The 26,994-nt window shown below is 38.4% G+C and carries 20 protein-coding genes and 1 pseudogene; 12 read left to right on the top strand and 9 right to left on the bottom strand.

Annotation, left to right across the window (positions count from 1 at the left end; genetic code table 11):
• Nucleotides 1-95 precede the first annotated feature (95 nt).
• Entirely contained in the window at nt 96-1,043 is a 948-nt protein-coding gene (locus EZY12_01355; GenBank protein ID QSX68389.1) for a DUF928 domain-containing protein, read from the top strand.
• Between the two features lie 86 nt (nt 1,044-1,129).
• On the opposite strand, the gene EZY12_01350 is transcribed toward EZY12_01355, so the two are convergent.
• The 4 genes from EZY12_01350 to EZY12_01335 form a co-directional block, all read right to left on the bottom strand.
• Entirely contained in the window at nt 1,130-3,970 is a 2,841-nt protein-coding gene (locus tag EZY12_01350) for a CHAT domain-containing protein (GenBank protein ID QSX68388.1), read from the bottom strand.
• A 13-nt stretch (nt 3,971-3,983) separates the two neighbouring features.
• Nucleotides 3,984-8,069 (bottom strand): S-layer family protein, encoded by a 4,086-nt coding sequence (locus EZY12_01345; protein ID QSX68387.1) that lies wholly within the window; start codon nt 8,067-8,069, stop codon nt 3,984-3,986.
• The gene (locus EZY12_01340; protein ID QSX68386.1) at nt 8,066-9,970 is read right to left on the bottom strand and encodes a ShlB/FhaC/HecB family hemolysin secretion/activation protein; all 1,905 of its coding nucleotides are present in this window, start codon (nt 9,968-9,970) and stop codon (nt 8,066-8,068) included. The genes EZY12_01345 and EZY12_01340 overlap by 4 nt, the downstream gene beginning before the upstream one ends.
• A gap of 263 nt (nt 9,971-10,233) precedes the next feature.
• Complete coding sequence (locus EZY12_01335) at nt 10,234-12,399, bottom strand: CHASE2 domain-containing protein (GenBank protein QSX70469.1); 2,166 nt, start codon at nt 12,397-12,399, stop codon at nt 10,234-10,236.
• 1,433 nt (nt 12,400-13,832) lie between these two features.
• Between EZY12_01335 and nifB the strand changes: the two genes are divergently transcribed.
• The 6 genes from nifB to EZY12_01305 all read left to right on the top strand — a co-directional run bounded on the left by nifB (nt 13,833) and on the right by EZY12_01305 (nt 19,675).
• Nucleotides 13,833-15,278, top strand: coding sequence for a nitrogenase cofactor biosynthesis protein NifB (nifB, locus tag EZY12_01330; protein QSX68385.1), 1,446 nt, complete (start codon nt 13,833-13,835; stop codon nt 15,276-15,278).
• A 110-nt stretch (nt 15,279-15,388) separates the two neighbouring features.
• Nucleotides 15,389-15,733 carry a 4Fe-4S binding protein gene (locus tag EZY12_01325; GenBank protein QSX68384.1) on the top strand — a complete coding sequence of 115 codons (345 nt, stop codon included), beginning with the start codon at nt 15,389-15,391 and terminating at the stop codon, nt 15,731-15,733.
• Between the two features lie 89 nt (nt 15,734-15,822).
• The gene (gene nifS, locus EZY12_01320) at nt 15,823-17,028 is read left to right on the top strand and encodes a cysteine desulfurase NifS (protein QSX68383.1); all 1,206 of its coding nucleotides are present in this window, start codon (nt 15,823-15,825) and stop codon (nt 17,026-17,028) included.
• A 94-nt stretch (nt 17,029-17,122) separates the two neighbouring features.
• Entirely contained in the window at nt 17,123-18,022 is a 900-nt protein-coding gene (gene nifU, locus EZY12_01315) for a Fe-S cluster assembly protein NifU (GenBank protein QSX68382.1), read from the top strand.
• Nucleotides 18,023-18,259: 237 nt separating this feature from the next.
• The gene (locus EZY12_01310) at nt 18,260-18,697 is read left to right on the top strand and encodes an AAA family ATPase (protein ID QSX68381.1); all 438 of its coding nucleotides are present in this window, start codon (nt 18,260-18,262) and stop codon (nt 18,695-18,697) included.
• A gap of 240 nt (nt 18,698-18,937) precedes the next feature.
• Nucleotides 18,938-19,675, top strand: coding sequence for a hypothetical protein (locus EZY12_01305; protein ID QSX68380.1), 738 nt, complete (start codon nt 18,938-18,940; stop codon nt 19,673-19,675).
• A 34-nt stretch (nt 19,676-19,709) separates the two neighbouring features.
• Here EZY12_01305 and EZY12_01300 read toward each other — a convergent pair whose 3' ends face one another.
• The gene (locus EZY12_01300; GenBank protein ID QSX68379.1) at nt 19,710-20,588 is read right to left on the bottom strand and encodes a helix-turn-helix transcriptional regulator; all 879 of its coding nucleotides are present in this window, start codon (nt 20,586-20,588) and stop codon (nt 19,710-19,712) included.
• A gap of 368 nt (nt 20,589-20,956) precedes the next feature.
• On the opposite strand from EZY12_01300, the gene EZY12_01295 reads away from it, so the two are divergent.
• Genes EZY12_01295 through EZY12_01285 form a run of 3 tightly spaced genes read left to right on the top strand, consistent with a single transcriptional unit; the run spans nt 20,957 to nt 21,752 of the window.
• Nucleotides 20,957-21,205, top strand: a complete 249-nt coding sequence (locus tag EZY12_01295) for a type II toxin-antitoxin system ParD family antitoxin (GenBank protein ID QSX68378.1) — start codon at nt 20,957-20,959, stop codon at nt 21,203-21,205.
• Nucleotides 21,206-21,231: 26 nt separating this feature from the next.
• Nucleotides 21,232-21,519 (top strand): type II toxin-antitoxin system HigB family toxin, encoded by a 288-nt coding sequence (locus EZY12_01290; protein QSX68377.1) that lies wholly within the window; start codon nt 21,232-21,234, stop codon nt 21,517-21,519.
• Nucleotides 21,519-21,752, top strand: a complete 234-nt coding sequence (locus tag EZY12_01285; GenBank protein QSX68376.1) for a hypothetical protein — start codon at nt 21,519-21,521, stop codon at nt 21,750-21,752. Before EZY12_01290 ends, EZY12_01285 begins: the two co-directional genes overlap by 1 nt.
• A 29-nt stretch (nt 21,753-21,781) precedes the next feature.
• Here the strand turns inward: EZY12_01285 and EZY12_01280 are convergent, their stop codons facing one another.
• Complete coding sequence (locus EZY12_01280; protein QSX68375.1) at nt 21,782-22,387, bottom strand: hypothetical protein; 606 nt, start codon at nt 22,385-22,387, stop codon at nt 21,782-21,784.
• 69 nt (nt 22,388-22,456) lie between these two features.
• Complete coding sequence (locus EZY12_01275; protein QSX68374.1) at nt 22,457-23,884, bottom strand: integrase; 1,428 nt, start codon at nt 23,882-23,884, stop codon at nt 22,457-22,459.
• A 110-nt stretch (nt 23,885-23,994) separates the two neighbouring features.
• Between EZY12_01275 and nifH the strand changes: the two are divergent.
• A pseudogene (gene nifH / locus EZY12_01270) lies at nt 23,995-24,438 on the top strand (nitrogenase reductase).
• A gap of 174 nt (nt 24,439-24,612) precedes the next feature.
• Entirely contained in the window at nt 24,613-26,007 is a 1,395-nt protein-coding gene (nifD, locus tag EZY12_01265) for a nitrogenase molybdenum-iron protein alpha chain (protein QSX68373.1), read from the top strand.
• A 284-nt stretch (nt 26,008-26,291) separates the two neighbouring features.
• On the opposite strand, the gene EZY12_01260 is transcribed toward nifD, so the two are convergent.
• Nucleotides 26,292-26,738, bottom strand: coding sequence for an HNH endonuclease (locus EZY12_01260; GenBank protein QSX68372.1), 447 nt, complete (start codon nt 26,736-26,738; stop codon nt 26,292-26,294).
• The gene (locus EZY12_01255; GenBank protein QSX68371.1) at nt 26,725-26,973 is read right to left on the bottom strand and encodes a hypothetical protein; all 249 of its coding nucleotides are present in this window, start codon (nt 26,971-26,973) and stop codon (nt 26,725-26,727) included. Before EZY12_01255 ends, EZY12_01260 begins: the two co-directional genes overlap by 14 nt.
• Between the last annotated feature and the right edge of the window lie 21 nt (nt 26,974-26,994).

The following is a 26,994-nucleotide window of genomic DNA, read 5'->3' as shown; positions in this document are numbered from 1 at the left end:
CCTATAGACGGCAACTTAACAGTTACATATCTCGGTGGTTCCAGACATTAAGGATTGATTAATAAAAGACTTTTCAACCAATCATTATCTGTTTTATGCGAAACTCCATTCTGACAGGATTACTTCTAGCGGGGTTTCTATCTCTACCTTTAGAGGTGGTCAGTCAAACCCCCGGTTCATCTGTTGCTCTAGCTACTCCCAATAATCATAACCGTGAACTTTACAATCAGTATATGCGGGAAGGGTACAAAAAAACCGCAGTTAGAAATTTTAAAGCAGCTTTACCTTTTTTCAAGCAGGCTGAACAATTAATTCCCGGCGATCGCTATGCTCAAAATGCTATCAGCAATGTACAAGCCTACATTGGCCGGGGTAAGCTACTTAGCCTTAGCTTTGTTCCCACCAAACCCATGAGACTGAGACAAGGAGCAACCAGAACAGGATCAACAAGAAGTTGCTTAAATGCTGTTAGTAGTTTGGATGGGAAAAATCATCAATCAGAATTGACAGCCTTAACAGCTATGTCTGATACTGATAGCTCACAACTGACGACATCAAATCATCCGACATTCTTTTTCTACATTCCTAAAACTGCTGAACCAATTCAATCTCTCGAATTTGTCCTCAGAGATGAGGCTGATGAACCCTTGTACACCAAGAACTTCAAAACACCTCCCCAAGGAGGCATTTTCAGTATCAAAGTACCTGATCATAGCCCATTAAAACTGGATCAGAAATACAATTGGATTTTATCAGCAAATTGCTCTAATTCTGGCAAACAAGCAGACCTGTCCTTAACTGGTGTAATTCAGGTTGTTAAAGATGATAACCTCTCAGATGCCATCCAACAGACCAGTAATCCTATAGAGCAAGTAATGCTTTATGCTGCATCTGGAATTTGGGAAAATGCCATTACCACCTTGGCTGATTTACGTCGTGAAAAACCCAATGATCCCACAGTTCAGAATTATTGGGAGCAATTATTAACATCAGTTAAACACTTGGAAGAGGCAAACATTGCCCAAGAACCACCTCTGAATTGAAGATAATTGAGCAGTTTTTTTGCAAATACTTAACCCAGATCCCCGACTTCTTAAAGAAGTCGGGGATCTTTTTGATTTAAGAGGATTTACAACCAATTACCCAAAAGAACGTAACCCGCCCAATACTTAGGATCTTTGTAGTCCTGACTTTGCAGTAATGCTAGTTGGGCTTGACGCAAAGCATCAGCTTTACTAATATTCTGATTCTTAAAAGCCTCATAAAACTTAGCCATGAGCATGGAGGTTGACTCGTCATCAACTAGCCACAGAGTTCCCAATGTACTCCGTGTACCTCCCCTGATAGCAACACCCGCTAATCCCAAAGATGCTCTCTTGTCCCCCGTTAAAGTCTCACAGGCACTTAATACCAATAATTCCACCGGATCTCTCGAACGCAATAAATTATCTAACTCATTGACTCTTAGCTTCTTATCGGAGGTAACAATAAAAGTCTGATCAGGTTGGGAACTAAACGCACCATGGGTGGCCAGATGAATAATTGAAAAAGAGGAGGAATTAAGCCTATTAGTCAAGGCGTTGCTGGTAAACTCTTGATTAAGTAACTTAGTTGAATTAGGCAGTAGGGATTTAATATTGTTAATTTCATCCTTCACAGACTTTAACTCACCAAACTCTCTACCTTCAATAGTTCGTGAATCACTCAATCCAGCGATTAAGGCCGGGACATTTTTCTTTTGGAACCGCTGAACGTCCACCAGTTGCAAACTAGGAGCTAAAGCAATATTATACTGTTCGATCAGATATTTTCGCTGACCGTTTTCCTTACCCTTGCTTAACACCGACATGGGAAAATTTTGCAAAGAACTATCTAGGACAAAAACTAAAGTTTTCACCTCACTCTCCTGTAAGTCTTTTTCCCCAGGACGAATAATCAAATTATATAATGTTTGGGCAATAACGGGTAATTCACGATCACTACCATCACTTTCAGCGGTAATAATAGTTCTTGCGTCTGCAATGTCACGCTCAAAATCTTGTTTATTTTTCTCAATCTTGGAAGTATAACGAGTTAAAGGCCTTTGGGGTAACTTGACAATCACCTCAAAACGGTCTTCTAATAGCACAGGATAAATCAGCGCGGCGTTAGGATCTTGTTTATCAATCACCTCATCAATACTCACTGGCTTGCTAGAATTATCATCACAGGCTGATCGCAAAAAGTTTTCTAACTCTGCTAATTTTAAAGAATCAATGGTTTCACGAGCCAATTTCAGGTCTTCTGGTGGTACTTCTTGCGGTTGCAAAAGTAAACTTACATATTCTAGATAAACAGGCTCAGTATTCTCCCGAAAATTAAATTGACTATCTCGGTTAACAGCAACAAGATCACGGCGGAGAGATTTCAGTGTTGCTAATGATGTTTTATAAGAGTTAAGAGCCTCTTTATTTTTACCCTGAGCCTTAAATATCCGTCCCTCTTGCCATTGCCATTGATAGGTTAGTTCTGGTGCTTTAGCTTGGCGAGAATAATCTAATGCTTTTTGGGTGTAATTATTAGCACTATTCCAGTCTTGACGACTTTCGGCTAATTGACCCAATAATCCCATGATAGAAGATTGTGTCCCCTTGTCTTCCAATTGACTGGCAACTTCATCAGTTTGATTTAACATCTTCACCGCCTCTTGGAAAGATTCTGCTTTCACAGATGATAAATTTAGGGTGGTTGGTTTCAGACAATTAGGCTGTTGTTGCTCTAAACACAGAGAATTTTTCACGTATTTAATTTGAGCATAAATACTCTCTCGACTAGGGGACAAATAGGTTAATGGAACTTTGATTTTATTTTTTAAATCAGTGGCTTCTTTCCATTTTTTCTGTCCCATTTCCTTGTTTTTCTGCCCTTCATCGTTTCCCTGTTTTATATCATTTTTTCCCTGTTTTGTGAATAATTCTCCCTGTTCCATTAAAATTTCTAATTGACTCAGTTGAGATTGAAGTTGTACAATCGGTGAAGAAGAAGGAGAAGCCGCTTTTTGATATTGTTCTAAAGCTTGTTCTTGGTATTGAAGTCCTGCATCATTATTTAGTTCTATATTTCTATTAGCTAAGTCCCGTTGAGTGTTACCTAAATTCAGTAAAACCTTACTCTGATCTTCTCTAGAACCACTTTTTCTGGCAATATCTAAACTAGCTTGGAGAATTTTTTCAGCTTCTGCTAAATTACCTGTCAGACGCATGACATTACCAAGACTTCTGAAAGCCTTAGCTTGATAGGTTTTCTGATAACTACCTGATATTTTATCTTTAATTGTATTAATTTCCAAATCAGAAATCATACATTTTTTCTCAGTATAACCAAGAACAGCCAATAAAGTTTGACAAGCTCGCGGATACAGTCCCAAGTCTTGCATAGCTTGAGCTTGGTTAATCTGATTTATCAACCCCATTTGATTATTTACAGAGTTAGGATATAGTTTCGCTGCTTGCTGCCATGTATTTAAAGCTGCTTGAGAATCTCCGGTTTTTTGCTGAAGTTGTCCTTGAATATCCAGGGCTTGAGCTAAAATACTCTGTTGTTCTGTAGTAATTTTAGCAGACTCTAAAATCTTCAGACTTTGGTTAATTTCGCTCTTAGCTAATTCCCATTTTCCCTCTTGCTGATAAGTCAAAGCAAGATTACTTCGTACTAAGGCTTGATTAAGAGAATCCTGGGGTAAGGACTGGATAGCTTGTTCCCAAATTGGGATAGCTTCGCTAAATTTCCCAGCTTTATACAATTGGCTTGCTTGTTGAATTAATTGGCCATTATCCGGTTTATTTATCTGATTTTGGGCAATTACGGGAGTAATAGCCAGGGAAAAACAAAAAAGTAAAATCAGTGGCAAAAGAGAACGATAGAATCTTTTTTGCAGGGAGAATTTGTTTTTCTGGGTTGTTTTCCGGGTTGTTTTCTGATTTATGCTCATTTTCAACTCCACCTTAATTTGATGCACAAGTAATAGCAGTATTGACTCTCTCAGCGGGGTTTCCTGTGGAATGACCGACCAAAACCACATCTCCCTGACTATTGATTTCCCAACCCTGGGCTGGAATAATGGTTTTAAATGCTGTTTTTTCTATGTTTGCAGATGTAGGGTTAATTGCTGATGATGATTTTACAGATGTGGAGGCAATTAAACTTACTTCTACCTCACTACTACTAGGCAGTTGATCTGAAGTCAAGGCTAAACCCCCCCTACCTTTAACTATTAATGAATTTTGTCCTTGACGGCAAGAATTGGTGATAATGGCAGCAGTGAGTAAATTTTCAGGTAAATCAATTAATCCTTGACTAGGGTCTACTTCTGGAGTCTTTGTTTCTACAACTCCATTAACACCTGTTTCCGAACTAGCGTCAATTTGATTATCTTTATACCCGAATATTCCCTGGGTGGTAATCTTGATATTCCCACCTGCACCTTGCTTTGCATTAGCACTAATTCTATTTTCACTACTATTACCAATGATAAAATTAGTGTTAATTGTCACGTTACCACCATTACCCTTGTCTCCGGCACTAGCTTCAATTTGGCTATTATTTTGACGGATAGTATCGGGAATATTCAGGGTGATATTACCGCCCTGTCCACTTTTGGTACTGGCTGAGATGGTAGAATTATTCAGATTTAGGTTATTTCCTATTAGAGTAATATTACCACCATCTGCTGATCCTTGACTATTCACAGTGATTTGAGAACTATCCAATTCTATCAGTGTGGAGACATTATATTCTGAGATGAATATTGTAACACATCCCCCCACGATGCAAGAATTATAATAAAATTTGGGGTCAATGTTAATGCTTCCTGCTTTTCCCGTAGAGTCTGTCCCGGAGGAGATGGTACTATTGGTTAATTTGAGGTTGTCTGTGATTCCAAGTTGAATATTCCCAGCATCACCTTTACTAGTAGTTTCAGTACTAATATAACCATTTTTTAATGTTAAATTAGAGGTATTAATGTTGATATTACCACCTTTTCCTTCACCATCTCCAAGCGCAGAACTATAAACCACACCTTGATCAATGGTAATGTTACTTGCTGATATATTAATATCACCAGCATTACCTTTACCAGAAGTAGTAGTATTAATTTGAGAAGTAATATTATTGTCACCAACGCCCTTGATGTTTATATCACCAGCTTTGATAGTGATACCCCCACTATTTCCCTCTCCCGTACTGAATACTCCACTAGATAGATATCCCCCAATAGTTACCCCTTGGTAAGCGCTAATTACGATGTCCCCAGCATTACCTTTACCACTGGTACTGGCATTAATAAAACCACCATTTTCCAGGGTTAAAGTTGAAGTATCAATAGTAATACCCCCACTATTTCCCACTCCTGTATCCGTTACCCCACTAGTTAGGAGTCCCCCGACATTTACTCCTTGGGTAGCCTGAATTGCGATATTCCCAGCATTACCTTTACCAAAGGTACTGGCATTAATAAAACCACCATTTTCCAGGGTTAAAGAAGAAGTATCAATAGTAATACCCCCGCTATTTCCCTCTCCTGTAGCCGTTACTCCACTAGATAGCAGTCCCCCGACAGTCACCCCTTGGGTAGCCTGAATTGCGATATTCCCAGCATTACCTTTGCCATAGGTACTGGCATTAATAAGACCACCATTTTTCAGAGTTAAAGTTGAAGTATCAATATTAATACCCCCACTATTCCCCTGTGCTGTATTTTTTACGTCACTAGTTAGCTCTCCCCGGACATTTACCCCTTGAGTAGCCTTAATTGCGATATTCCCAGCATCACCTTTACCATAGGTACTGGCATTAATAGAACCACCATTTTCCACAGTTAAAGTTGAAGTATTAATGGTGACTTTACCCCCGCTATTTCTATCTATTGTCTCTATTGTACTGAATACCCCACTAGTTAGGAGTCCCCCGACAGTCACCCCTTGAATAGCGTTAATTGTGATATTTCCCGCATCACCTTTACCAAGAATACTGGTACTAATAATACCACCATTTTCCAAATTTAGAGTAGGAGTGGTAATAGTGATATCCCCGCTATTTCCCTCTCCTGTATTGAATACCCCACTAGATAGGCCCCCTCGGACATTTACCCCTTGGGTAGCGTTAATTGTGATATTTCCCGCATCACCTTTACCAAGAATACTGGTACTAATAATACCACCATTTTCCAGGGTTAAAGAAGAAGTATCAATAGTAATACCTCCACCATTTCCCTCTCCTGTATCCGTTACCCCACTAGATAGAAATCCCCCGACAGTCACCCCTTGGTTAGCCTGAATTGCAACATTCCCAGCATTACCTTTACCTTTGGTATCGGCACTAATAAAACCACCATTTTTCAGAGTTAAAGTTGAAGTATCAATAGTAACGTTACCTCCATTCCCTTGTGCTGTATCGGTTACGTCACTAGATAGCAGGGCTTTTTCCCCGACAGTCACCCCTTGGGTAGCCTTAATTGCAACACTTCCAGCATTACCTTTACCTCTGGTATCGGCACTAATAAAACCACCATTTTCCAGGGTTAAAGTTGAAGTATCAATAGTAATACCTCCACTATTCCCCTGTGCTGTACCTTTTACGTCACTAGATAGCCACCCCCGGACATTGACCCCTTGGGTAGCCTTAATTGCAACACTTCCAGCATTACCTTTACCTCTGGTATCGGCACCAATAAAACTACCATTTTCCAGAGTTAAAGTTGCAGTATCAATAGTAATACCCCCGCTATTTCCTTGTGCTGTATCGTTTACGTCACTAGATAGCACGGCTTTTTCCCCCACAGTCACCCCTTGGGTAGCCTTAATTGCAACATTTCCAGCATTACCTTTACCATTGGTATCGGCACTAATGAAATTACCATTTTCCAGAGTTAAATTTGCAGTATCAATAGTGATGTTACCCCCATTCCCTTCACTAGAGGCAGCAAAGACACTAGTATTAATCGTACTATCATTTTTCAAGGTTAAAGATGAAGTGTGGATATTAATATTCCCAGCATTCCCCTTACCAAACTCGTCTACAATATTAGCAATAACCGCATTATCTAGGGTGACTTGCTCAATATTATTAATGTCAATATTCCCTGCTTGAGCATTTACTGAACCTAAATTCTTTTGTATCCCCCCACGCACCCTACTATTCTCATTCACATTCAAATTTCGGGAATTTATGGTAATACTACCACCACCAGCAGCACGGACATTGATTTCAGCACCATTACTTAAACTGACATTTCCCCTAGTCACACCTTGAGGAAAGGTTGAGTAGAAATTTTCGTTGAAATTAACAGTTCCCGTCTGGGTTAAACCACCCAATTGTATCTGACTTCCCGGTGATAAAATTCCCGCTCTCAATCCTTCTGCATCAACACCATTACCATTAATATTGACATTACCACCAATTAGGGCTAGGGTTTTGTCTTGAGGAACTTTCAATCCCTGACCGTTATTAAATGCTAGGGTAGAACCAGCTAGATTAACATTAATATCCCCAGGATTATTGCGGAAACCTAACCCTAGAGGAATATTCACAGTTAACAACGGTGGCGCTGTGGGATTAGTGGTAGTAAACTCGTAGTTATCAAAAACAATTTTATCCGCAGTGGAAGCGACAAAAGAACCTTTGACATCTAACTGAGCATTTGGACCAAAACTAATACCATTGGGATTAATTAAAAACAGGTTAGCATTACCTAACACCCCTAAAGTTCCGAAAATATTTGACTGACTGCTGCCAGTAACCCTGGTTAAAATGTTGTTAATATCAGCAGGGTTACTAAAATAAACTCCCTTACCAGCATCTACATTAAAATTAGTGAAACTGTGAAATAAATTAGTACCACGGGTTGCTCCTCCCTCAATGATATCACTGGTAAGTCCCTTAACAGTATCACTTCTAGTAGTAGAACCAACGGTATTATCCGGTGTCAGTTGCGCCTTAACTATCCCAGTATTAGCAGCGACAATTAAGCCAGTGATAATCTGTAATATTAATTGTTGAATTAGGGTTGTTCCAGATAGGTTAAGCTTCATAATCTTGACTCCACAGAGAAGTATAAACGGTTTTCTGATGATGTTTTATCCTGAGAATTCAGATCAATTAGAGTATGTCCCCAATCAATACGAGCCTTGAGTTGATCTGATTTCCACTGTAAACCCAGACCAGCACCGACCAAAGAGCCATCTTTGCTGGTATTACCAGGATTTATATTCTTAGTGTTACCACTACTCCATCCCGTGCCAAAATCTACAAAGGGAATAAGAGATAATCCACCTTGCTGATTGACTCTACGTATAATAGGAAACTGAAGTTCTGTAGATAGTAAGAAGCCATTATCCTTTAACAAAGCATCCTGACGATAACCCCGGACGCTGGATAATCCCCCTATACCAAACTGTTCTAGAGGTACAAGACTCTCTTTGCTCAACTGTAAGTTAGAACGCACCATCAGTAACATATCATTTTGGCGATTCAAAGAACGTACGTATTGTCCCTGTCCACGCCATGCGAAAAAACGACTATCGGGAATACCGTTATTATTGATAGTAGCATCCAATATCCCTAGTCCAAAATTAAATTGAGAATAAAGACCTAGTACAGATTTTGAGTTGCGTGTCACCCAATTTTGAGAAAAAGCAATTTTAGAAATGCGAGTTTCACCGTTGTCATTTGCACCAATAGACAAAGGAAAACCGTCTGAACCGAGTTTAGTTTTACTGATTTGTCGGGAAAAAGCTAAACCTAAACCCAATTCTTGACTAGGAGTTTGCCATAATGGTTGATTAAAACCTACTTCGTAGTAACTGGAGTTACCAGTAATATCTAGTTGATCAAAGGGTGGTTCTGTGACGCTGGTTCTGGTGACTCCTCCAGAGACTTTAATTGTCCCATTGCGGGGATTTAGTGGTAAACCATAGCTGACATCTAAGGCGTTGCTACCATCGGTGTTAGAGTAACTAAGACTAAAACTATCACCCCAACCAGACAGATTATTGTCAGTAATTGTCGTTCCCCGTCGCCAACTACCGACACTGGGAGCGCGGCCGTTATTGGTGAAAATATCAATATGAAAGGTATCTGCTTCTTTGATAGTAACTTCTAAGACACTTAAATCTGGTCTAACTCCCTGTGATATTTGTGCAGAAATATCCTGAATTTGGGGGTCAGTTTTCAGCAGTTGTAAAGCTTGAAGAATACGCTCTTGATTGAGGGGAGCTTTGGTGCTTAAACCCAACCGGGAACGAATATAATCAGATTTTAAGCGTCGAGTTCCTTTAATAACAATATTTTCGATGCCTCCTTCAATAATTGTCACCTTAACTATTCCCCCTTGAGCGGAAATATTTTGAGGCTCAATCACGGCCGCAGAGTTGATATAACCCTGATTCCGGTACAGGTTATTTATACGATATTCCACTGATATTAAATCAGGAAATGTAATTTCTTTATCAATTAAATCATTGACTGCTGATCTTAATTTTTCCTGAGTAAAGGCTGTATTACCGACAAATTCAAATCCCTTGATATTCACAGTCCCCGGAATATTTTCCAAAGGAGAAGGAGTGACTGGAGAGGGTGGGGTTTCCAGTTTCGGTTCTTCTATGGGTTGGGGAGTGGGTAGAGGGGGTTCAGGTGTCGTTAATGTGGGTCTGGTGGGGATTTGACTCACGATTGATTGTGCTTGAACAACCCCTGCATTCATCAATCCCAAGGAAAAAATCCCAAAACAAGCTACACCTACCCAAGCTGTTTGAGTGGCAGATAATACAATCGGAAAACCATGATTAGGTGGGTAAATTTTTAGGTTTTGAGGGTTTCCATGGGCGAAAATCTCTGATAGTAAGGAAAACCTGGACGAGATGCTGGTAATATCATCTTGGCAATAATGCTGTTGCTGATAACTAACTCTCACACTGGATGCTGGCGGGGACATGGAATAACTCCCAAGTTTTTCGACACCCTCAGTATACGATGAACCGTAATTAATTTCACAAGTATCAATTTAAAATATGGTTAAAATTTATTAAATATCCTTGAGAATTAACCTTATGTGGCTACCTTTGTTTAGTTCGCTTTTGTGAAAAGATTTACCCCCCTTAGTCCCTTGTGAAGAGTGAAAACAAAAATCCAGTCCCCTCCCCTTTACAAGGGGAGGGTTAGGGTGGGGTGATTTAATATACCGCGCTCTCCTCTGACTTAATTAAGATCTTCCAGTATCTCCTTAACTGACTCATATCTTTTGGTAAAATCAATACTTACCATCTTATTTAAGACTCTAACCAATTCGTTATTGTCATTGATACTTGCTATTCGTTGCCAATTTTGCAAAGTCCCCTCACCCGTGGAAGATGTGTTAGCAATGACAATTAAACCCGTATTCCCATGTCTCCGAAAATCTTTGGGAGTTATCCCTGTTAAGGCTTGGATAGCGATAATTCCCAAAGCATAAATATCACTGTTCAATCTTGGCATTCCATTCAATTGTTCACCGGGTGCGTAATTCATGGTACCAAAACCAATAGTCAGATTCTCTGGAGTCTGCTGTTGAGATTGGATTTGTTTAACACCACCAAAATCAATCAAAACAATCTTATCATCTTCTTTTCGCCTGATTAAGTTATCGGGTTTAATATCTCGGTGAATGACACCATAACTATGGACAAAAACGAGTACCTGTAAAACCTCTTTGAGGATATTGATTACCTGATCATAGGAGCAACATATCCCAGGAGTTAACTCCTTAGTTAAAGTATGACCCTCAATATATTCCTGAATTAAATAAAATTCCTGATTTTGTTCAAAGAATGCTAATAATTGGGGTATTTGTTGGTGTTTTCCCAAGGTTTCCAGAATAGATGCTTCATTATTGAATAGACGAGTAGCTATTTTCAAGTATTCTGGATCTCGTTTGGCCGGACTCATTTGTTTGACAACACAGAGAGGATTTCTTGGCCGTTGAGTATCTGCGGCTAAGTAAGTTTTACCAAATCCACCACCACCCAATCTCTCAGTAATTTGATAACGTCCTTTGAGGAGGGTATTGTTGTTTAATGGTTGTCCTGAAACATAATTGGTATTATTATACTCAGCATTGACCTGATGCGATCGCAACTGGGCGATTATCTCTGCTTGTTTCTCTAATATTCCCCTAATTTTTTGTTCTTCTTGCTTACTTGCATAATTACTGTAGGCAATTACGGCATTAGTTGTCAAAATTAAACTCAGTGCTGGAGCAATCACTGGCAACCATCCCGCTTGAGTAAAAATAATAAAGTTGCCAGCAAATAGAACCAGTAAGGATATAGTTTGTCCTATACCTAAGCCTAATGGATGACGAATGCGGCAAGCTAAAAATCCACCAATGGCAGACCATGTTCCTATCCAGAGGAATTCACCCCAAAGGGGTAAAAACCAAAATAAAGGCTGGTTGTTTAAAACGGTACTGAGAATCTCACTAGTAATTTGTGCATGAATTTCTACACCTGTTATTCTCCCAGAATCGTCCGCTTTTCCAGAATTAAATGGGGTATTAAAAACATCTTTTAAGCTTGGTGCTGTAGAACCTATGAAAACAATCCGGTCTTTAACTAAGTTGGGTTGAATTTTATCTGAAAGTATGTCTGTAAGAGTGACTTGTGGGGCAATTTGACGGTGAGAACGATAATTCAGGAGAATTTGGTATCCTTGGGTATCTGCATTCTCATAACCACCAGAGTGAGCTTCTAGAGGTTTAAAAACAACATTGCGGAGTTTTAGTTCTTTTTTAGTTGTTAATTGGGGTTGAATACCGCCAACTGCTAGATATTTTGTGGCTAATTGCCAGCTTAAGGAATAGGGACTTTGGCAATTATCGGACTTCTCCACATTCACTGAGATTAAATTACGGCGAATAAAACCATCAGTATCTTCCACTAGGTCACTAAATCCTGCCTGTGATGGTTCTACACCTTGGGGTGATGCAATACCATCACTTTTACTGTCAGCGTGTTTACAGACTGGGATAATCACATCACTTTGCTGTAGGCGTTGTAGTAGTTTTTCGTGACCGGGTTGTACTGGTAAGTCACGGAAAATATCTAAACCAATGGCTCTGGGTTGATATTGTTCTAGTTTATCGAACAACCGATCTAAAGTTTCACCGGATAAAGGCCAATTCCATTTTTGCAGGTCTTCTTCCGTTATACTGATGATTAATAGTCGCTGATCTGGACCTTGATCAGGAAGTAGTTGTATCATCTGATCATAGATTTTCAATTCTATGGTCTCTAATACTTGCAGTTTCTGAAGTCCTATGACTAAGACTGTAACCGCACCACAAATAATCACTGGTTGGTTTCGGAATTTGAGGAAGTTTGACAACATTCTCATCAGTTTATTGATGATATTGGAGTCATGTAAAATAGTCCTTTCCATACTTTTCAACTTAGAAATGATAGTTAACTAGCTTGAATATATTTAAGCGGAAATCTGGACAAGTTAAGGCGTTGCATAATGACTACATTTCCACAACGCTTATATTAGACATCTCCAGAAATTAAATGTACGTATCCTAGAACTCTTGTAAAGACGTTCCATGGAACGTCTCTACATTCTTTTTTGGAGATGTCTACTGTATAACCGATCTGGCATTACTATAGAGTATAATATATTGAAGATGGTTTTGCGTAACCAACTCAAAACTCTTCAAATACCTTCTAAGGGACTTCCAATTAAAAAAATACCCAAAAATTTCTTGTGGTGCGGGGCGAAAAGCCCGCTAATCATCAAGGACGGGCAGGATGCCCATCCCACAAAATTGGGTAATTTATTTTTTGGTGTTCCCTAAAACCCCTCTCCAAACCTCTCCCCGCACCTCTCCCTATCCCTCTCCTAAGAGGAGAGGGAAAAGGAATAATATTTAATACTGGAGAGGCTTTGAACCTTGTTCTTTGTATGATAAAAAAGTCTAGCTTCTAGTACACTGCGGCGTAAGTGAACCAACCATTCTAAATCGTTACAAAGCCTATACTGTCTTCGTTTTGACTTTTGACTTTTGACTTCCGCTCTGCGGTACTAGCCGTTTTGAGTATAAGTCCTAATAATGATCAAAAAATTAAATCTTTTGCAAATTATCTGCATTAATATAGATGGTGTAATTAGGCTGTATTTATTGTATAGCAAGCAATACAGCTATAAAAATATCATTAATAATCGAAAACTTAAAAAAATATAAATTGCATTTTTACGCCAAAAAAAATGATAGGTTGTATACAGAATTGAATTTCGCACCTACCTGGAGTAATCGGGTTGATTTTACTCCAGTTTTTTAACCTCAAATCTCTGAATAACAAGAGTTTTTAGGAGAATTTGCAGGAAAGTTGAGTACAGTCGAATATCAGGAAAATTCGCTAAAAATATAGCCAAGACCCTTACAGATATTGAGTTTGAGATGAGTACAAAGAAATCCTGAACCCCTAACTATAAATACTCGTACCCCTAACTATAAATACTCGCACCCCAACCCGAAAAAATATTTTTTAATTTTTGTATGGTTGCAATGCAAGGATTTAAGGATTTGAGTACAAACATAATAAATCTAATAAGTTCTATCCTTTGCAAACCAAGGGGGGCAAAAAAAAGGGCTGCTATAAATCATTTATCGCCAATCACTTAACGCTCCTTAACAAAACCAAGTTAGCAGTCAAAAGTGAGTGGAGGGATGAGATTAGCACCATGTCTAAAATAATTTAGATATTGGCAGTAGTAAAAGCATCTCCCACAGTGGCTCTCAAGTCCACCTCCAACAGCGAAATTCAATGACACTACCTGCTACAGATATTCTCACCTCCGACTTTCAGAATGCCATTATCACCCCCGCTACATCTGCTGCTTGCGGTTGCGACAGCAGCACAACTCCAGAAATGGACGAAAAACTCATAGAACGCATTTCTAAACACCCTTGCTATAGTGAAGAGGCTCATCATCACTATGCACGGATGCACGTTGCCGTTGCTCCAGCTTGTAATATTCAATGTAACTATTGTAACCGCAAGTATGACTGCGCTAACGAAAGTCGTCCTGGAGTAGTGAGCGAACTGCTCACACCGGAAGAAGCCGCACATAAAGTGTTAGTAATTGCGGGTAAAATTCCCCAAATGACTGTATTGGGAGTTGCGGGACCTGGTGATCCTTTGGCTAATCCAGAAAAAACTTTTCGGACTTTTGAATTAATTGCCGATAAAGCACCAGATATTAAATTGTGCTTATCTACTAACGGTTTGATGCTGACAGAACATATTGATCGCATCAAACAATTAAATATAGATCACGTTACTATCACTCTTAATACCATTGACCCTGAAATAGGCGCACAAATCTATTCTTGGGTTCACTATAAACGCAAACGTTACAGAGGTGTTGAAGGAGCAAAAATTCTCCTAGAAAAGCAGTTGGAAGGATTGCAAGCTCTCAGAGAAGCTGATATCTTATGCAAAGTTAATTCTGTGATGATTCCCGGAGTTAATGATCAACATTTGGTAGAAGTTAATAAGGCTATTCGTGAAAGAGGTGCATTCTTACACAACATCATGCCGCTAATTTCTGCACCAGAACATGGTACACATTTCGGTTTAACTGGTCAACGTGGACCAACAGGAAAAGAACTGAAAGAAGTCCAAGACAATTGCTCTGGTAATATGAAAATGATGCGCCACTGTCGTCAGTGTCGAGCAGATGCGGTAGGATTATTAGGAGAAGATCGTAGCCAAGAATTTACTAAAGATAAGTTCATGGAAATGGCTCCAGAATATAACTTTGAAACCCGTCAAGAAGTTCACGAAGGGATTGAGAAATTTAGAGAAGAAATTAAAGCAGCTAAAGACAAAGCAAAATCAAATGCTGTGGAGTCTCTAGAAAATAAACCCAAAATTTTGATTGCAGTAGCAACAAAAGGCGGTGGATTAGTTAACCAACACTTCGGACACGCCAAAGAATTTCAAGTTTATGAAGTTGATGGTAATGAAGTCCGTTTTGTAAGTCACCGCAAGATTGATCAATATTGTCAAGGTGGTTACAGCGAAGAAGCTACCGCAGATAATATAATGAAAGCAATCGCGGATTGTAAAGCAGTTTTGGTATCGAAAATAGGCAATTGTCCCAAAGAAAAACTAGAAGCAGCAGGAATAAAAACTGTTGAAGCCTATGACGTAATTGAAAAGGTTGCTTTAGAATTTTACGAGCAATACGTTAAGGCTAATGGGTAATAGGTAATTGGTAATTGGTAATGGGTATTACGTTCCAATCACCTTTTTTTCAACAACTAATCACCTATTACCTTTTACCTCTTCACCAATTTACACAAAGGTAAATAATCATGGCTTACGAAATTACTAGCCAGTGTATTTCCTGCAAGTTGTGTTTATCTGTTTGTCCTACCGGTGCAATTCAAGAAGTTGACGGTAATTATTGGATTGACTCTAAACTTTGCACAAATTGCGCTGGTAGTATTCACACTGTAGCTCAATGTAAAGCCAGTTGTCCTACTGTTGATGGTTGCGTTAAACAACCTAGTGATTATTGGGAAAGTTGGTTTGCTACTTACAGCCGTGTTTTAGCAAAGTTAACCAATAAACAAGACTACTGGGAGAATTGGTACAAATCTTATTCTCAGAAGTTTTCCGAACAGTTGCAAAAACAGCAGGGACAAGTAGTTATATAGTTGACGGTTGACGGTTGACAGTTAACAGTCAACCGTCAACAGTTAACAGTTAACAGTTAACAATTACTCATAATCTTTATATGGAAATTATGCAAAATAATTGTATCTATCTTGATAATAATGCCACCACTAAAATAGATCCTCAAGTTGTTGAGGCTATGATGCCTTATTTGACGGACTACTATGCTAATCCTTCTAGTATGCACACTTTTGGTGGACAACTTGGGAAAGCTGTAAAAGCAGCTAGAGAACAAGTTGCGGCTTTACTCGGAGCAGAAGAATCAGAAATTGTTTTTACCAGTTGCGGAACTGAAGGTGATAATGCTGCTATTCATGCGGCGTTATTAGCTCAACCCGAAAAACGCCACATCATCACTTCCCAAGTAGAACATCCCGCAGTTTTAAGTGTCTGCAAACAATTAGAATCTAAAGGTTATCAAGTTACCTATTTGTCAGTAAATGCTAAGGGACAAATAGATTTGAATGAGTTAGAAGCTGCTCTAACTGGTAATACAGCTTTGGTAACAATAATGTATGCCAATAATGAAACCGGCACAATTTTTCCCATTGAAGAAATTGGTGTTAGAGTTAAAGAATATGGAGCAATCTTCCACGTTGATGCAGTCCAAGCGGTAGGTAAAATACCCTTGAATATGAAGACCAGCACAATAGATATGTTAACTATATCTGGTCACAAAATTCATGCTCCTAAAGGTATTGGTGCTTTGTATGTCAGACGTGGGGTGAGATTCCGTCCTTTATTAATTGGTGGACATCAAGAAAGAGGAAGAAGAGCAGGTACAGAGAATGTTCCCGGAATTATCGCTTTAGGCAAAGCTGCGGAATTGGAACTTTCACATTTAGAAGAGGCAACTACTAAAGAAAGAAAGTTGCGTGATTATTTGGAAAAGTCTCTTCTGGCTAAAATTGCCGATTGTGAAGTAAATGGCGACATCAAAAATAGATTGCCAAATACGACAAATATCGGTTTCAAATATATTGAAGGTGAAGCAATTTTACTCTCCTTAAATAAGTACGGTATTTGTGCTTCTTCTGGTTCTGCTTGTACTTCTGGTTCTTTAGAAGCTTCCCACGTTTTACGAGCTATGGGTTTACCCTACACTACTCTACATGGTTCAATTCGCTTCAGTCTTTCTCGCTACACTACAGAAGCTGAAATTGAGCAAGTAATTGCAGTCATGCCGGAAATTGTTGACCGTCTTCGAGCTTTATCTCCCTTCAAAAATGATAATGCCGATTGGTTACAACAGCAGTCAGTAGTCAGTAGTCATTAGTCAGTGGTCAGTAGTAGATGAAAACAGACTGCTGACCAATCAAAAATTACGAATTAGCAATCTAAAATCCAAAATCCAAAATCTAAAATTAACTATGTGGGACTACACTGATAAAGTATTAGAGTTATTTTACGATCCTAAAAACCAGGGTGCAATTGAAGAAACTGGTGAAGCTGGTGTTAAGCTGGCAACTGGTGAAGTGGGAAGTATTGCTTGTGGTGATGCTTTAAGATTACATTTGAAAGTTGAAGAAGCAACAGATAAAATTCTTGATGCTCGATTTCAAACTTTTGGTTGTACCAGTGCGATCGCTTCTTCTAGCGCTTTAACTGAAATGGTTAAAGGTTTGACTTTAGATGAAGCTTTGGGAGTAACAAATAAGGAAATCGCTGATTATTTAGGTGGTTTACCTGAAGCCAAAATGCACTGTTCTGTTATGGGTCAAGAAGCTTTAGAAGCTGCGATTTATAATTATCGTGGTATTCCTTTAGAGGCACATGACGATGAAGAAGGTGTCCTCATCTGTAGTTGTTTTGGAATAACTGATGCTAAGATAAAGAAAGCAGTTGCACAAAACAATCTCTTCAGTGCAGAGCAAGTAACAAATTATGTAAAAGCTGGTGGCGGATGCGGTTCCTGTTTAACGAAGATTGATGATATAATAAGAGAAGTAAAGCAGGAAGCCGCCAACAAAAATCTCTACAGCTACATGGCGAACGCTAAAACAGAAATTCCTAGTTCAGAGCAACAAAGACCATTAACTACAGTTCAAAAAATTGCCCTGATTCAAAAAGTATTAGATGAAGAAGTCCGACCCGTTTTAATCGCCGACGGGGGAGATGTAGAACTTTATGATGTAGAAGGCGATAAAATTAAAGTCATTCTGAAAGGTGCTTGCGGTTCATGTTCTAGCAGCACTGCAACTTTAAAGATTGCGATTGAAGCGAGATTACGCGATCGCATTAGTAAAGAAATCATCGTCGAAGCAGTTTAGAAATTAGTCATTAGTCAGTGGTCATTAGTCATTAGCAAAAAACAACTGACTGCTGACAACTAACAAAGAAAAAAATCCTTACAACTTCATAAATACCATGAACACTACTCTATTTTCTGTAGAGCGATCGCCTCCATAGCGACGTTCTACAAACGCTCACCGCCGTAGAACTTGGCCGTGAGAACCAACAGACAAAAGATAAACTCACCAATCAACTAATTCTAGGAAACACGAACAATGACTGAAGAAAAAATTAGACAGATAGCTTTCTACGGCAAGGGCGGTATCGGTAAATCTACCACTTCTCAAAATACTTTAGCCGCTATGGCTGAAATGGGTCAACGCATCATGATCGTAGGTTGCGATCCTAAGGCTGACTCTACCCGTTTGATGTTGCACTCTAAGGCTCAAACCACAGTTCTTTCCTTGGCTGCTGAAAGAGGATCTGTTGAAGATCTAGAACTTCATGAAGTCATGTTGACCGGTTTCCGCGATGTTAAATGTGTGGAATCTGGTGGTCCAGAACCCGGTGTAGGTTGCGCCGGTCGTGGTATTATCACCGCTATTAACTTCCTAGAAGAAAACGGTGCTTACACAGATTTAGATTTCGTATCTTATGACGTACTAGGTGACGTTGTATGTGGTGGTTTTGCTATGCCTATCCGTGAAGATTAAGCTATTTTGTCTAGGGTTTTTGTTAATGCAATTGGTTGGGAATTTTGATTTTTTTATGCCCTATTTTTGCCCTGGGGAATTTGGGGGAAATGGGGTTTTTGTTAGGGTTTATTCTTTTGTTTACCCTATTTTGTCCCTAGCGTCAAGAGGAATACATGATTTTTGATAAATGTGTTACTGATTGATGGTTTATAATGACTCTAATTATATTTATCTTAAAACAGGATAATATTGAACCCTATGCAATACATACAGCGATCAATCTTACAATCCGATAGCGAAAATATCTCCCTCAACAAGCGTAAGCAAGGTGGTGAATCAACTTCAGACTTGATAATGTCTGCTTATTTATCAGGAAACGCCGAAGTTTTTCCCAATATTCTCGAATTGCACGTTCCAGAAGGGTCTATTGTGGCGGATGTTACTTGGGGAAAAGGGGTTTTTTGGCAAAATGTGCCTAAAGATAAGTATAAACTTCTTGCTACTGACATATCCACTGGAGTAGACTGTCGTAAATTACCATATCAAAATCAATCAATAGATTGTGTAGTTTTAGATCCTCCATATATGGAAGGCTTTTATAGAAAAGAAGCCTCACAAAAAGCTGGTTCTGGTACACATTATTCATTTTCTGATGCTTACTCAAATGGAAATGAAATTAATGAAGATACTGAAAATATTGGTACCAAGAAATGGCACGCAGCCGTTACTGATGTATACTTTAAAGCTGGCAAGGAAGCCTATAGAATTTTAAGAAAGGATGGAATATTAATAGTCAAATGTCAAGATGAAGTTAGTGCAGGAAAGCAATGGTTAACTCATGTAGAAATAATTAACGAATATGAAAAAAATGGCTACTACACAAAAGACTTATTTGTTGTTATGAGAACTAATAAGCCTTCAGTCAGCAGATTAAAAAAGCAAGTACACGCTCGAAAAAATCATTCATACTTCCTTGTATTTATAAAAAAGAAGTAGGATTTATAGAAGGAACTTATAGAATTTATAATTTCTATATTTCCTGCTCTAATCCCAACTCTGAAGGATCACAACCTTCCCCGGCTTCGAGCATTTGCTCCAGTAATTCTGTCAAATCGCTATAAAATGGGGGTTGCGGTGGCCAACTTACAGGTATCAAACTAGATATTAAAAAGTTTCTTTCTTCTTCTGTATATTTTTTGTAGGATGAACATGGTAAATCACAGTTTTTAGCAAATTGAAAGTTCCATATTTTATTAAATCCATAACAATTAACAGCCAGAATATCAAATTCTCCTCTTATAAGAAGGGTTGTTTTTAATTTTCTACCATTAGGAAGAATAATTTCACGATTATCACTGGCATCTACTTGAGCTTTTCCAAACCAAGTTTGACTTTCTTTGTTCCATTTACTTTGAGTCTTTTGCAAAGATTTAGACTCAATACTAAAGGCTCGATGATGATAAATAATGTGCAAATCCCCTTTCTTTTTTCTATCATGATCATCAAACTTTTTCATGTATTTTACACCAGGAAAATTAGCAATTATTTTCCTGAGTTTAAGTTCGGCAACATAGCCCAAAAGCATTCCTCTCAGACTAGGATTTTCTTCCAATAAAATTGTCAATTCATTTGCTGTAACTTCCCATTCATCCATAATAGTCTGGGTTGGTAATTTATCATCATTAACTCTTTTTAGTAATTCACAAGGATCAAATTGAAGAACTGCTGCAATTTCCAGAAACTCTATAATGTCAAGTCTGCGTTCACCACTTTCATACTTTGATACAAAAGATTGTGGACGGTTTAATGTTTGCGCTAATTGTGCTTGAGTGACTGAAATGCGTTGACGATATTGTATAAGAAGTTCTCGAAATTTTGTATATTGCTCTGTAAAAATAGATAAAGTCATGGGTACTTAACTAGAAAAACATAAGCAGTTTAGTATCCTAATATGGGATATCCCAAAACAGGATATAAACTAAATTGCAAGCGATACCTACAATGAACTGGAAAGAACGTATTTCCGATATTTGTCAGGAGAGAGCGATAGCGCAGCGCGACCTAGCGATCGCATTTCCGGTGTTGTGGGTTTTGAGTGAGCGATACCTTCCGTGAGCTACACTAACGCTTTTCCCGTATTGTTGGGTTATAGGTGCGATAGCGAAGCACTCCGTAGGAATCGCATTTAGTGGATAAAAGTAGGTGATTTAATGCTAAAATGAATGTTAAGGATATAATCTGGAGAATTATTATCAATTCAAAGATAAGGAGATAAAAATGCAAATTGCAGTCAAGCCAGATCAGGAAAAATACATTCTTGAAAAACTACAACAAGGTAAATATAAAAGCATTGATGAGTTATTATCCATAGCTTTTCAACTTTTAGAACAACATGAGGAAAAAGAAAAGCAACTTAGTGAATTAAGACGAAAAATTGCTGAAGGAACAGAGCAAATTCGTCAAGGTGAAGTAATAGAAGGTGAATTAGTTTTTCAACAACTACCACAAAAGTTAAAATATGACTAAATTACTAAGAAATCAGGGTTTTTCAAATGCACATTATTACTCGTAAACGACTAAATGAATTTGCTAAACTTTATCCAGATACAAAAAATGCTCTATCTCAGTGGTATCAATTAGTAAAGGAAAATGAATTTATCTCATTTGTAGAACTCCGTCAAATGTTTCCATCAGCAGATCAAGTTGGTAAATTGACAGTTTTTAATATTGGTGGTAACAAAGTTAGACTAATTGCAGCAATTCATTATAACCGCCAAAAAATCTATATCCGTGCTGTGCTAACACATTCAGAATATGATGAAGGAAAGTGGAAAGAATAATGCAAACTTTAAACTTTGAAAAAACCATTAATGCTTGGTCATCCATTGCCGAAAATGTCTTTGTTCCTCACACAGAACAGGAATATGAACACTTAGTTGATATACTAGATTCTCTTATAGATCAAGTTGGTGAAGATGAAAGCCATCCCCTTGCTTCACTCATGGAAGTCATCGGAGTTTTAATTGAAAACTATGAAAATGAACATATTCCTGAACTAGAGGATATAGATTAACTATTGGGAAGTAATTTTTAATTGCTGAATTAACCCCCATTTTGCATCATCCAAACTAACATACTCAAAATTTCTTCCACAGGTGGGAGAGCATAATCCATCAAATCAATAGTGACAAGATCATTTTCCAACTTCAGGAAACGCCATTGTGTACCACTACTAATTACACCATAAATAACGCTAAGGGGATTATTTTTAGCAGCATTAAATCTTTGCGCGGCCACCATCTCTGCAATACATTGTCCAAATCCAGTTCTTAAATCAGCCTTTTTTGCTTCGACAATGACAATTACAGGCGCTTCAATTTCTAACACTTCAGGAGAACTACTTAATAGAAAATCGCAAATTCCATTAAGTCCCACTGACTCATCAACTGTAAAATCTTCACCCGAAAATAAACTAATTTGCCGATCTAAAATTCTTCTGACCTCTAACAAAACTGGGTAAATAATCCCTTCTGAACGTGCTTTTTCACTAGCAGAACCAGCAAGCGGTAAACTTTCTTCAAGATATGCTTTTAGCGTCACAGATGGTTCAATTTTTTCAATAACAGGAATAAAACGCCCACCTTCCTGAGTTTTTAACCCAAAAGCTTCTTTAACCTTACCAATAGATGTAAATTGACTATAAGACATATCTTATAACATTCCTAGTTTTATAAAATTACTCTTTGCGCCTCTGCGTCTAGAGCGTGAGGCTAACTCTTATCTTAACTCAATTTTCATCAAACTGTGTCCCATCTGCAACCTCAATCGTTCATTCTCAATTCTTAACCGATCATTTTCCCTTTCCAGGTGAATAACCATCTCTTGTAACTCTTCCGCCTTTGACTTCTTCTTAATAGCTTCTTCAATAGCCACATTGCGATTTTCTAAACTAAACCACTTCTGATAAATTGAAGTGTGCATATTCACAGAATGACCCAAATTATCAGCCGCAGCTTTAATAGGAATCCCCATCAAATGCGCTCTAATTGCCCAGGCGTGACGTAAATCATAGGGTTGAAAGGGAATCTCTACAAATCTAAACCATCTATCTGTACCATGTCGCACGGCATTAAGTTGTTTACTGGTAATTTTATCGGCAATCTTTGCTTTTAATAACTCAATTGCTTCTTGATCATTTTTCAAATTAAAACTCTCAATCCAACGCGGATATAATGGTAATGCTTCCCTGTCTCCAGTTTTACATTCTTCATTTACTCGCCATGTATTCATGGTATTATCTGATGATAACCACCAATCTAAATCAGGTTTAACAAAAATTTCTAATGGTCTTAATCCATAAGTTGACAACATTCCATATACCCATCTCCATAATTTCCAATTATTCCGATCTTCCCTATTTATTAACTTAGTGGGACGGTTCAAAGCATAGTTTTGAAACCTTAAATATTCTTTCTCAATTTCTAAATCTGTCGGTATATCCCGCTTTCTTTTAGCAGTAGATTGGATTTTAAAGTTATTTAACTCCGGTACTTCTAAACCAGAACATTTACATAACACCCGAATCACCTTAATTAACTCATTTTTCACACTATCTGAAGAACTACAAGATTGCACAGCTTCAATAAAATTAGCATTTATCGCTAGTTTATCCTTCGGTAAATGCTTTTGGGCAATATATTGATAACTATTAAAAGTATTTTCACTTTTCAAAGTCCGTTTTCTAGTTTGAAAATAAGTTTCTTCAAAATTTATAATTAAGTCACTAATATTTTGTAAATTAGCTTTAATTCTTGTTTTTCCTAAATATTTATCTGTCCATTGAAATTGTTTTCTAGCAATCAGTTTTCCTAGTTCATAAGCCTCTTCTTCTGCGGTATTCAAGCCATCAAAATTAAAGGGAATATTCAAAGAAATATCATATTGTTTTGTACCGCTACCGTTTTTATCAATATCCCCTGGTTTAATAGGTAGGGTACTTCTCAACTGTAAACAATTACCAGATTTTCGGATATAAACACAAACCTTAGCTGCTTTTAGTCTAGTATTTACCGCTTTTAATTCCGTCTGTAACTTAGTTGTGATGTGAACTTCTTGGTCATTTACTGCTTGCATTCTACCTAAATATCCCCCATCCGTGATAGCTGTTGGTTGAAAATCGGCAAATGCTTCCTGTGATCTGTTCATACCCTAGATTCACCCTAATAAAAAAACTGTCCATTTCTGACAATGATCGCAGTAAACATTGTAGAAAATAAACACTTTACGTGAATTTAGATTATATCAATAGTCTTACCCGTGAAGGTAAAGCACAAGAAATCTACATCGTTACATCAGGTGAAATGATGGCGATGTACGCTGCAAACAACATCGCTCGTGGTGTACTTAAGTATGCTCACTCCGGTGGAGTACGTTTAGGTGGTTTGATCTGTAACAGCCGTAACACTGACCGAGAAATCGAATTAATCGAAACCTTGGCAAAACGTTTGAACACTCAAATGATTCACTACGTTCCCCGCGACAACATAGTTCAACACGCTGAACTACGTCGTATGACAGTGAACGAGTATGCACCTGATAGCAAACAAGCTAACGAATACCGCGAATTAGCTAAGAAGATCATTAACAACAAACACCTCACCATCCCCACACCTATCGAAATGGAAGAGTTGGAAGAATTGTTAATCGAATTCGGTATTCTTGAAAGCGAAGAAAATGCTGCAAAATTGCTTGCTAAATAAGCATAATTCGCTACGAAGAAAGAATTTTTAGCACCAGGAAAAAGGCAGAGAGCATCACATCAAAAGCTCTCACCTTTGACCAACATTTCCTCTATCACAATAGGGGACTTAATATCCCCAAACACCTCAACCTCATCCCTAATTGCGTTCCCTTAGGAGCAAGAGAGATTAACAATGGCTTCGACCGACGACAAGAAGATTGTTGAACAAAGAAAAGAACTAGTTAAAGAAGTTCTCAAAGCTTACCCCGAAAAAGCTGCTAAGAAGCGTGAGAAGCATTTAAATGTATATGAAGAAGGTAAGGCTGATTGTGGTGTTAAATCTAACATCAAATCTTTACCTGGTGTAATGACCGCTCGTGGTTGTGCTTACGCAGGTTCTAAAGGTGTGGTTTGGGGTCCTATCAAGGACATGATCCACATCAGTCATGGTCCTGTAGGTTGCGGTTACTGGTCTTGGTCTGGTCGTCGTAACTACTACTTAGGTACAACAGGTATTGATACCTTTGGTACTATGAACTTCACCTCCGACTTCCAAGAACGCGACATCGTGTTTGGTGGTGACAAGAAACTCACTAAATTAATTGAAGAATTAGACGTATTATTCCCTTTAAACCGTGGGGTTTCTATTCAATCTGAATGTCCTATCGGTCTAATTGGGGATGACATCGAAGCAGTAGCTAGAAATACATCCAAAACCATCGGTAAGCCAGTTATTCCTGTCCGTTGCGAAGGTTTCCGTGGTGTGTCTCAGTCTTTAGGACACCACATCGCTAACGACATGATTCGTGACTGGGTATTCCCCAGAGCAGACAAAGCTAAGAAAGACGGTACTCTCAAGTTTGAAGGCACTCCTTATGACGTAGCCATCATTGGTGACTACAACATCGGTGGTGACGCTTGGGCCAGCCGCATCTTATTAGAAGAAATCGGTTTGCGTGTTGTTGCTCAATGGTCTGGTGACGGTACAATCAACGAAATGTTGATGACCCCCAACGTGAAGATGAACCTCATCCACTGTTACCGCTCGATGAACTACATCAGCAGACATATGGAAGAGGCTTATGGTATACCCTGGTTAGAATATAATTTCTTTGGACCTACCAAGATTGCAGCATCTTTACGTGAAATCGCTTCTAAGTTTGACGCGAAGATTCAAGCAAATGCTGAAAAAGTAATTGCTAAATACCAACCCACAATGGATGCGATTGTTGGTCAATATCGCCCCCGTTTGGAAGGTAAGACAGTTGCAATGATGGTTGGTGGTCTACGTCCTCGTCACGTTGTTCCCGCTTTCCAAGATTTAGGAATGAAGATGATTGGTACAGGTTATGAGTTCGCTCATAATGACGACTATAAACGTACTACTCACTACATCGAAAACGGAACAATCGTTTATGACGACGTTACCGCTTACGAATTTGAAGAGTTCATCAAAGCATTGAAGCCAGACTTAGTTGCTTCTGGTGTGAAAGAGAAGTATGTCTTCCAAAAGATGGGTCTTCCTTTCCGTCAAATGCACTCTTGGGATTACTCCGAACTTGATTATGTTGGTGGAAAGGTGCGTTAAGTTGAGGTTTTTTTGTTGGGGAATTAAGAGAGTTTAATTTTTAGACTAAATGAAATTTATTATGTTTGATAATAACATTGTTTGTGGATAACTGCAAGTAGTAAAAGTCTGATTATATCTGATTTTGAGATTTGGCTTAAATTTGGCTTAAATCAAGAATGTTCAATAGAAAACTTTTTTATTGGGAATTTTATTAGACTAAATACTAGGGTCTGTTAGATTTTTAATTGATCTTTTTCTAATTAGATTATTTGTCCAATGTACCCTAATAACTATTTTTTCCATCATTCTTGTGGATCATCTTCAGGAGGATGTAGACCACTTTCAACCCATCTTTGTCGAGATTTCTGAATGAATTTTTCTCCACGACGTTCATCATTTAGATCAAGACGTTCACAGGTTGCACACCCCGTAGGAGTAGTACCAATAATACATAAGCCGTCATATTTCCAGATAAAGTGTTCAGACCAGATTTGCTGACGGGGATTAAACAAGGGAGTTTCTTTTCCCGTATCAGGATCAATACCCGTAGTGAAGTTGTAGCGTCTTTCGTTGCAACGACGACAGGCCAGAGCAAGATTATCGAAATTATCCGTACCTCCCAGAGATTGAGGTTGCAAATGGTCAATAGAAAGAGGTGCTGTGCTGAGAAGTTCAGGGTAGTGACAGTATTCGCAGCGACATTGAGCGCGTTGTCTGACTTGCTGATAAAGAGTTTTAGGAATGGGCATGGTCTTGAGCGGCAACAGCAGCGTTAATATAACTGAAGATGTCGTCAAGTTCACCTATTGCCTCTAGTTCTATTGCTTCCTCTGGGGTGAGGGTATCTAATTTGTTTTTATCAAGCAGTTCTTGCATCCGTTCACCTAGCTTATCGGTAAATTTGAATAGCATGAGGTTGTTGATATGCTTGATGCAGATTCCTTCAGGTAGTAATTGGGATGGTTTAACTAGTGTAGTTGTCATTGGTAAATTATCTTTAGTTTT

Origin of the sequence: Dolichospermum sp. DET69 (assembly GCA_017355425.1) — a bacterium.
Taxonomy (GTDB): Bacteria; Cyanobacteriota; Cyanobacteriia; order Cyanobacteriales; family Nostocaceae; genus Dolichospermum.
The sequence above is the reverse complement of the archived record's forward strand: the minus strand, read 5'-3'. Positions and strand labels throughout refer to the sequence as shown.